The organism is Coleofasciculus sp. FACHB-712, from assembly GCF_014695635.1.
Classification (GTDB): Bacteria; Cyanobacteriota; Cyanobacteriia; order Cyanobacteriales; family FACHB-T130; genus FACHB-T130.
The window spans coordinates 1-6,102 of sequence record NZ_JACJOQ010000242.1 but is presented as its reverse complement, the minus strand read 5'-3'; the positions used below and the strand labels follow the sequence as shown (position 1 = coordinate 6,102).

At 48.6% G+C, this 6,102-nt stretch carries 7 protein-coding genes; 1 reads left to right on the top strand and 6 read right to left on the bottom strand.

All coding sequences use genetic code 11. The features are described from left to right. Window positions 1-260 precede the first annotated feature (260 nt). The 3 genes from H6F50_RS07015 to H6F50_RS07005 all read right to left on the bottom strand — a co-directional run bounded on the left by H6F50_RS07015 (window position 261) and on the right by H6F50_RS07005 (window position 3,062). Window positions 261-656 carry a VOC family protein gene (locus tag H6F50_RS07015; RefSeq protein WP_190427885.1) on the bottom strand — a complete coding sequence of 132 codons (396 nt, stop codon included), beginning with the start codon at window positions 654-656 and terminating at the stop codon, window positions 261-263. Window positions 657-872: 216 nt separating this feature from the next. Further along, window positions 873-1,937 (bottom strand): aldo/keto reductase, encoded by a 1,065-nt coding sequence (locus H6F50_RS07010; RefSeq protein WP_190427884.1) that lies wholly within the window; start codon window positions 1,935-1,937, stop codon window positions 873-875. A 138-nt stretch (window positions 1,938-2,075) separates the two neighbouring features. Continuing rightward, complete coding sequence (locus H6F50_RS07005) at window positions 2,076-3,062, bottom strand: aldo/keto reductase (protein WP_190427883.1); 987 nt, start codon at window positions 3,060-3,062, stop codon at window positions 2,076-2,078. Window positions 3,063-3,289: 227 nt separating this feature from the next. On the opposite strand from H6F50_RS07005, the gene H6F50_RS07000 reads away from it, so the two are divergent. Then, window positions 3,290-3,763, top strand: coding sequence for a GNAT family N-acetyltransferase (locus H6F50_RS07000; protein WP_190427882.1), 474 nt, complete (start codon window positions 3,290-3,292; stop codon window positions 3,761-3,763). Between the two features lie 37 nt (window positions 3,764-3,800). Here H6F50_RS07000 and H6F50_RS06995 read toward each other — a convergent pair whose 3' ends face one another. The 3 genes from H6F50_RS06995 to H6F50_RS06985 all read right to left on the bottom strand — a co-directional run. Further along, entirely contained in the window at window positions 3,801-4,430 is a 630-nt protein-coding gene (locus H6F50_RS06995; RefSeq protein WP_190427881.1) for a nucleotidyltransferase family protein, read from the bottom strand. Continuing rightward, on the bottom strand, window positions 4,427-5,560 hold the full coding sequence (locus tag H6F50_RS06990) for an XdhC/CoxI family protein (RefSeq protein WP_190427880.1): 1,134 nt from the start codon (window positions 5,558-5,560) through the stop codon (window positions 4,427-4,429). Before H6F50_RS06990 ends, H6F50_RS06995 begins: the two co-directional genes overlap by 4 nt. A 131-nt stretch (window positions 5,561-5,691) precedes the next feature. After that, window positions 5,692-6,102, bottom strand: a 411-nt coding sequence (locus tag H6F50_RS06985; protein WP_190427878.1) for a molybdopterin cofactor-binding domain-containing protein, incomplete at its 5' end; no start/stop codon positions are given.

The window sequence follows — 6,102 nt, the reverse complement described above, 5'->3', positions numbered from 1 at the left end:
GGCTCATTTCACATGGGTTCGATTAAACCTGCACCGCCTTGTGTCAGGAGTTCTTTAAAGGTATCGAAGGCACTGTGTCCGTCAGCAAGCCGCACCTAAGAGGGATGCGGAATTTGGTTTGCCTTTGGTTTCCGAACGCTGAGATAAACTGCTATCCAGGGGCAGCGCTTTTTTTGTAATGCTGACGGCAGGCCCAAAATGCAAATAGCGATCGCACAATCATTAGCGTAGGAATCGCTAACCAGACTGGCTCTTTTATATCAGTCTAAAAATTGATATAAACCGATAAGATTTCCATCAGGATCTCGAAGATAGGCTGTCTTCATTCCATAGTATGGGTTGGTCATCGGATCTGTAGTAAATTCGATGTCTTTATGTCTTAATTCGTGATAGGCTTCGTCCAAGTTAGGTACTGTGAAAATTAATACAACTTTGTCTTGACATTCGGCAATGGAGGGCTTCTGATCGTTTCCGATCATCTCTGCCATTTCCTTGCGCCTGAATAAAGCCAGCTTCATATCTCCCGCTTCAAATTCAGCATATCCGCTCGTGAAATCTTCTACATTTACCTTGAATTGCATTACATCTCGGTAGAACAGAAAGCAAGCTTCAATATCAGTAACCAGAAGCCTTGTATATGCAGATTTAACTTTCATGGCAACTTCACCTTATTTAAGCGATACATTTTTGTGGGAGATTTAAAATCGTTTCGTTCTGGATTTTGCAACCTTAACATTACAGATTCCCGCTCCAATTCCCCCAAGCATTCCTGATTCTCTGGCTTTAGCGTAAATTCTGCAAGGTGAATTAGATCGCCATTGGAAATTATCAGGAAATAGCATGGGTTTATTGATTTATTCCTTACCCTGGTTTCAGCTGCGATGATTGTCGATTAAGTTGAATGTGCCGCCATAAAGGCGATCGCGGATCGTGTCATTACTCAGGAAGTCATGGGGGAAGCCCAGATCGATCTGACTCACCTCATTGAGGCGTTGCAAATGCTCTGGCGTCAGATGGACATCTAGGCAAGCCAGATTATCTTCGATCTGGCTGACCTTCCGAGAACCGATAATCGGGATGATGACGCTGCTTTGAGCGCTTAGCCAAGCCAGCGCCACCTGTGAAGGCGTGTGCCCAATTTCTTCGGCAACTTGACACACAACGTCAGCGATCGCTAAATTCCGCTCGGAAATATTCCCCCCTATCGTTCCGATTCGCCCCTGTTCGCCCCCCTGTTCGCTATTGTTGCTCTGGGTGCGCTGATTGTACTTGCCCGTTAGCACACCGCCACCCAAGGGCGACCACGGCGTAATTGCCAAGTCGAAAGCCTTTGCCATCGGTAACAAGTCCCGTTCCGGCGTCCGCTGAATCAAACTGTACTCGACTTGCAGCGCTACAAACGGCGTCCAGCCGTAACACTGCGCCAGCGTGTTTGCTTGGGAAATAATCCAGGCGGGTGCGTCAGAAATGCCAATGTAGAGAACCTTGCCAGAGCGTACCATGTCATCGAAGGCACGCATCACTTCCTCTACGGGCGTCATGAAGTCCCAAGCGTGCAGCCAGTACACGTCAATGTAGTCAGTTTTCAGCCGTTTCAGACTGCCTTCTAACGACTGCATCATGTTCTTGCGATGGTTGCCACTGCCATTGGGATTGCCCGCGCGCTCGCTCATGTGCAAGGGAAACGAATATTTGGTAGCAACGACAAAGCGTTCCCGTTCTGAGGCAATGAACTCACCAACCATTTTCTCGCTGGTGCCCTCTGTGTAGCCGTTGGCAGTGTCAATAAAGTTACCGCCTGCTTCCACAAAAGCATCAAAGATTTGGCGGCTTTCATCTTTAGATGCGCCCCAGCCCCAGTCTTCACCAAAAGTCATTGTGCCAAGGCAGAGTTCGGAAACTCTTAATCCACTCTTTCCTAATAGCTTGTATCTCATGGTTTTCCTCGTAGAACGAAGGGAGTTTTAGCATGGACAAAAAATCTGATGGCTCGGAATTAACCGCTTTCAGGATTGCACGCAGTAACTTTGACCTGTCACAAGCATCTTTGTAGCAGAAACCGTCGCTCAAAAATGTCAGCGGTTTACCATGCTCATCATCGATTCCGGATAACGTCCGCCGCTAGCAACGCCCTTAGGTGCCACTTCGTTGATGCGCTGCAAATCTTCTGGCGTCAGATTCACTTCCAGCGCAGCGGTATTTTCTTCCAAATATTGTCGTCGCTTAGTTCCGGGAATGGGAACGATGTCTTCACCCTGCGCCAGCACCCAAGCAAGAGCCAGCTGCGCCGGTTTGCAGCCTTTTTCTTGGGCAATTTCGCCAATCCGTTGTACCAGTTCCAGATTTTTCTGAAAGTTCTCGCCCTGAAAACGCGGTGAGTTGCGGCGGTAATCATCAGCAGCCAAGTCATCAAAGCTTTTGATCTGTCCGGTCAAAAACCCCCTTCCGAGCGGGCTATAGGCAACAAACCCTATGCCAAGCTCTCTACAGGTGGCGAGATTTTCGTCTTCTGGATCGCGGCTCCATAGGGAATATTCGCTCTGCAATGCGGTAATTTGATGCACGGAGCAAGCACGACGCAAGGTTTCCGAGCCAGCTTCGGAAAGTCCTAAATATCTGACTTTGCCTTCTTGAACCAGTTGCGCCATCGCACCGACTGTTTCTTCGATGGGAGTATTTGGGTCAACTCGGTGCTGGTAGTAGAGGTCAATCGTCTCTACACCCAGACGACGCAAGCTAGCCTCGCAGGCAGAACGAACATACTCCGGTTTGCCATTGATACTGCGAACGGTGGGGTCTTCGCTGCGAACGATGCCAAATTTAGTAGCGAGAACAACTTGGTCGCGGCGATTCCTTATCGCTTGTCCAACCAATTCTTCGTTCTTGAATGGCCCATACATATCAGCCGTGTCGAGAAAATTTAGCCCCAATTCTAGCGCCCGATGAATGGTGGCAATTGATTCAGTATCATCGCGGTTGCTGTAAAAATCTGACATTCCCATGCAACCCAAACCGATTGCCGAGACGGTGAGATTGCTTTGTCCTAACTGTCGTGTTTTCATCGCTAATTTCTTTGTTGAAATTTTCCTGATTGACTTGCGCTCAGTCTACGCAGGGAACGATGTTTTGTCACTTGCTTGGGGATACGTCTTAAGATAGACATTTTTCCTAACTGGCAATCGGTTTTCCGCCTTCACACTTGGTGGGCCTTTACTCAGCGGTTGCACATCGACTTTAAGGATCTCAAACTTATAATCTGTCCCGTTTATACGCAACAGCAGAAAAACAGATGATAGAAATCAAACCGATACAATCACACCAAGTTGAAGAACTCAAGCGCGTAATCATCGCGGTTTGCAACGAAATATGGCAGCTTCCTGAAGAAGTGATTAGGCATTACGATGCCATGTCTGATATAGATGACGTGCAATCGCACTACTTCGGCAATAAGGGCACATTTTTGGTGCTGATTGATGAGGAGTGGGTTGTTGGCAGTGGCGCAATTCGGCGTTTGAGCGACGACATCTGCGAACTAAAGAGAATGTGGTTTCTTAAAGATTATCGAGGACGAGGGTTGGGGACGAAAATGGCTCAGATGCTCTTAGATTTTGCCAGAATTACAGGTTATAAGAAAGTCAGGCTGGATACGATTGATGAACAAAAACAAGCACAAGCTCTGGAGCTTTATCAGCGGCTCGGATTCTATTTTATTGAGCGATACAATACGAGTCCTTGTACTGTGTTCATGGAGAAAATGCTTTAAGAAGTAAAAATTGCATTATCTTTCATTTTGATATTTGCTAAATACCAGTCCTGCTTTGTAGAGACTCATCAGCGATCGCTTGAAATTCTTGATAATCTTTTGGCGTATCAATGTCGATAGCACCCTCTGGAAAGGGGATGCGAAAGACTTCGGGTGAGTATTTTTTGATGATTTGTTTTGCGCCTTGGGTCGTTTTTAGGCTCATGAGTTCTGGAAACAAGGCGTGGCTGAACAAAGCGGGGACGCCCAAGCTTCCTGCATACTCTGAAGCAATAATCGGTCGGCGCGTCACCTGATAGGCTTCCACGATTTGATTGAGTAGTGGGGAAGAAATGAAAGGCTGATCGCAAAGTGCGATCGCAACGGCTTCTATGTTCTGATTTAAATTACTCAGCGCTTCAATACCCACCCGAATCGAAGAACTCATCCCCTCCGCCCACTGTGGGTTTTCTACGATTTGGACGGGTAATAAGTTAACTTCCGGCTTTATTCGTTCCGCATTCGCTCCCAGAACGACAACGATGGGTTGACAGAGGGAAGCGATCGCAATTTCTGCGGTATGGCGGAGGAAGCTGCGTCCTTGATACAACAGCAGTTGTTTTGGCGTCCCCATGCGAGTAGATGCTCCTGCTGCCAGAATTATCAAACCGACGACAGGCGCATTCATCCGGTACTCCGGTTGTGAATTGGTTGCTGGCGGTTTCTTAATAACCCGCCCGAACGATTGGCGAGAACCGCTTGAATTTCCGCCACAATTGAGAGTGCGATCGCTTCCGGTGTATCAGCGCCAATATCCAGTCCAACAGGGCCATGCAAGCGGTGAAGTTGGGCTTCTGTCAGATGCATTCCCCCTTCTTTTAGCTCCAAAAGTAACTGTTCGGTTCTTCTTTTAGGGCCAAGAATGCCTAAATATTGCACGGAAGAAGGCAAGAGTATTTTCAGGATTTCTAGGTCGTGCAGATAGTTATGAGTCATCACGACAGCTACCGTGCGGTTATCAATTTCTACGGTTTCATTGACGATTTCTGGGCGAGACAAAATGACTTCATCGGCGCTGGGAAATCGCTCTGATTTTGCATTGGCAGGTCGGCTATCAACGACTGTTACGCACCATCCCAATTCTTTCGCCAAGCGTACAACCGGGATCGCATCGTCACCTGCTCCAAAAATGACCAGCGAGACAGGTGGCTGAATCGCTTCGATAAAAACTTCGGCTTTCCCTCCCAGTAAGGGATACGCTTTAAAAAGCGAGCAATTTTTATCAAGCACTTCACGGGCATCTTCGAGTATGTCTGCACTCAAATCTGCATCTTCGAGGTTACTGAAAATTGTGCCATCTTGATGCAGCATTAAATGGGTTCCGACTTGTGCCTTTATGTGACCTTCAATGTGAAATATCGTTGCTAGAACTCCTACCTGCCGCTGATGCAGACACTCTCCCAGAAAGGTCATCGGACTTAACTCGTTCTCTGGAGTTAGGCGTTCAATCAACACCTGTACCATTCCCTTGCAACCGAGTCCCAGACCCCAGACGATGTCATTGTCGGAGGTCGTATCGTAGTTCACCAACATGGGTTTACCGGACGCGATGACCTGTTGAGCGCGTTCAAAAACGTCATTCTCCAGACAGCCGCCGCTAATCGAGCCGATTCGCTCACCTTCTAGCGTTATCAGCATTCGAGCGCCCGGTCGCCGGTAGGTAGACCCACTGACTTTAACAATGGTGGCGATCGCTACTGTCTTGCCGCAATTTTTGGCTTTTGCAAATGCGGCAATAATCTCCTGTAATTCTTTCATAGAGCGCTTTGCAGTTTGAGCCAATACGGACTGACCTCTCCCCAAACCCCTCTCCGACGCGGAGAGGGGCTTTGAATATGGCTCCCCTTCTCTCGTAGGGAAGGGGCTGGGGGGTTAGGTTCTAAGACAGATTACAGCAACTTATCCGGTGTAATCGGGAGGTCGCGGATGCGCTTCCCGGTGGCGTGGTAGACAGCGTTTGCCACCGCCGCCGCCACGCCAGTGATGCCAATTTCGCCTGCGCCTTTGGCTCCAATCGGGTTAATGTGCGGGTCGATTTCTTCGACGAAGTACGACTCAATTGCGGGGATGTCTGCGTTGACGGGTACGTGGTACTCACCCAGGTTGGCGTTGACGATGCGTCCGGTACGGGAGTCTGTCACCGTTTCTTCTAGTAGTGCCATACCTAGCCCCATGACGATACCGCCAATCATTTGCGATCGCGCTGTTTTGAGGTTGATTACCTGTCCCACCCCAAAGGCTCCCACAAAGCGGGTTACGCGCACTTCGCCAAAGTCAGGATCGACGCGCACTTCGGCAAA

What these genes read in the sequence shown, in the direction of transcription:
- H6F50_RS06995 (WP_190427881.1), bottom strand. Translation starts at nt 4,430, where the DNA reads ATGAATGCGCCTGTCGTCGGTTTGATAATTCTGGCAGCAGGAGCATCT.
- H6F50_RS07015 (WP_190427885.1), bottom strand. Translation starts at nt 656, where the DNA reads ATGAAAGTTAAATCTGCATATACAAGGCTTCTGGTTACTGATATTGAA.
- H6F50_RS06990 (WP_190427880.1), bottom strand. Translation starts at nt 5,560, where the DNA reads ATGAAAGAATTACAGGAGATTATTGCCGCATTTGCAAAAGCCAAAAAT.
- H6F50_RS07005 (WP_190427883.1), bottom strand. Translation starts at nt 3,062, where the DNA reads ATGAAAACACGACAGTTAGGACAAAGCAATCTCACCGTCTCGGCAATC.
- H6F50_RS07000 (WP_190427882.1), top strand. Translation starts at nt 3,290, where the DNA reads ATGATAGAAATCAAACCGATACAATCACACCAAGTTGAAGAACTCAAG.
- H6F50_RS07010 (WP_190427884.1), bottom strand. Translation starts at nt 1,937, where the DNA reads ATGAGATACAAGCTATTAGGAAAGAGTGGATTAAGAGTTTCCGAACTC.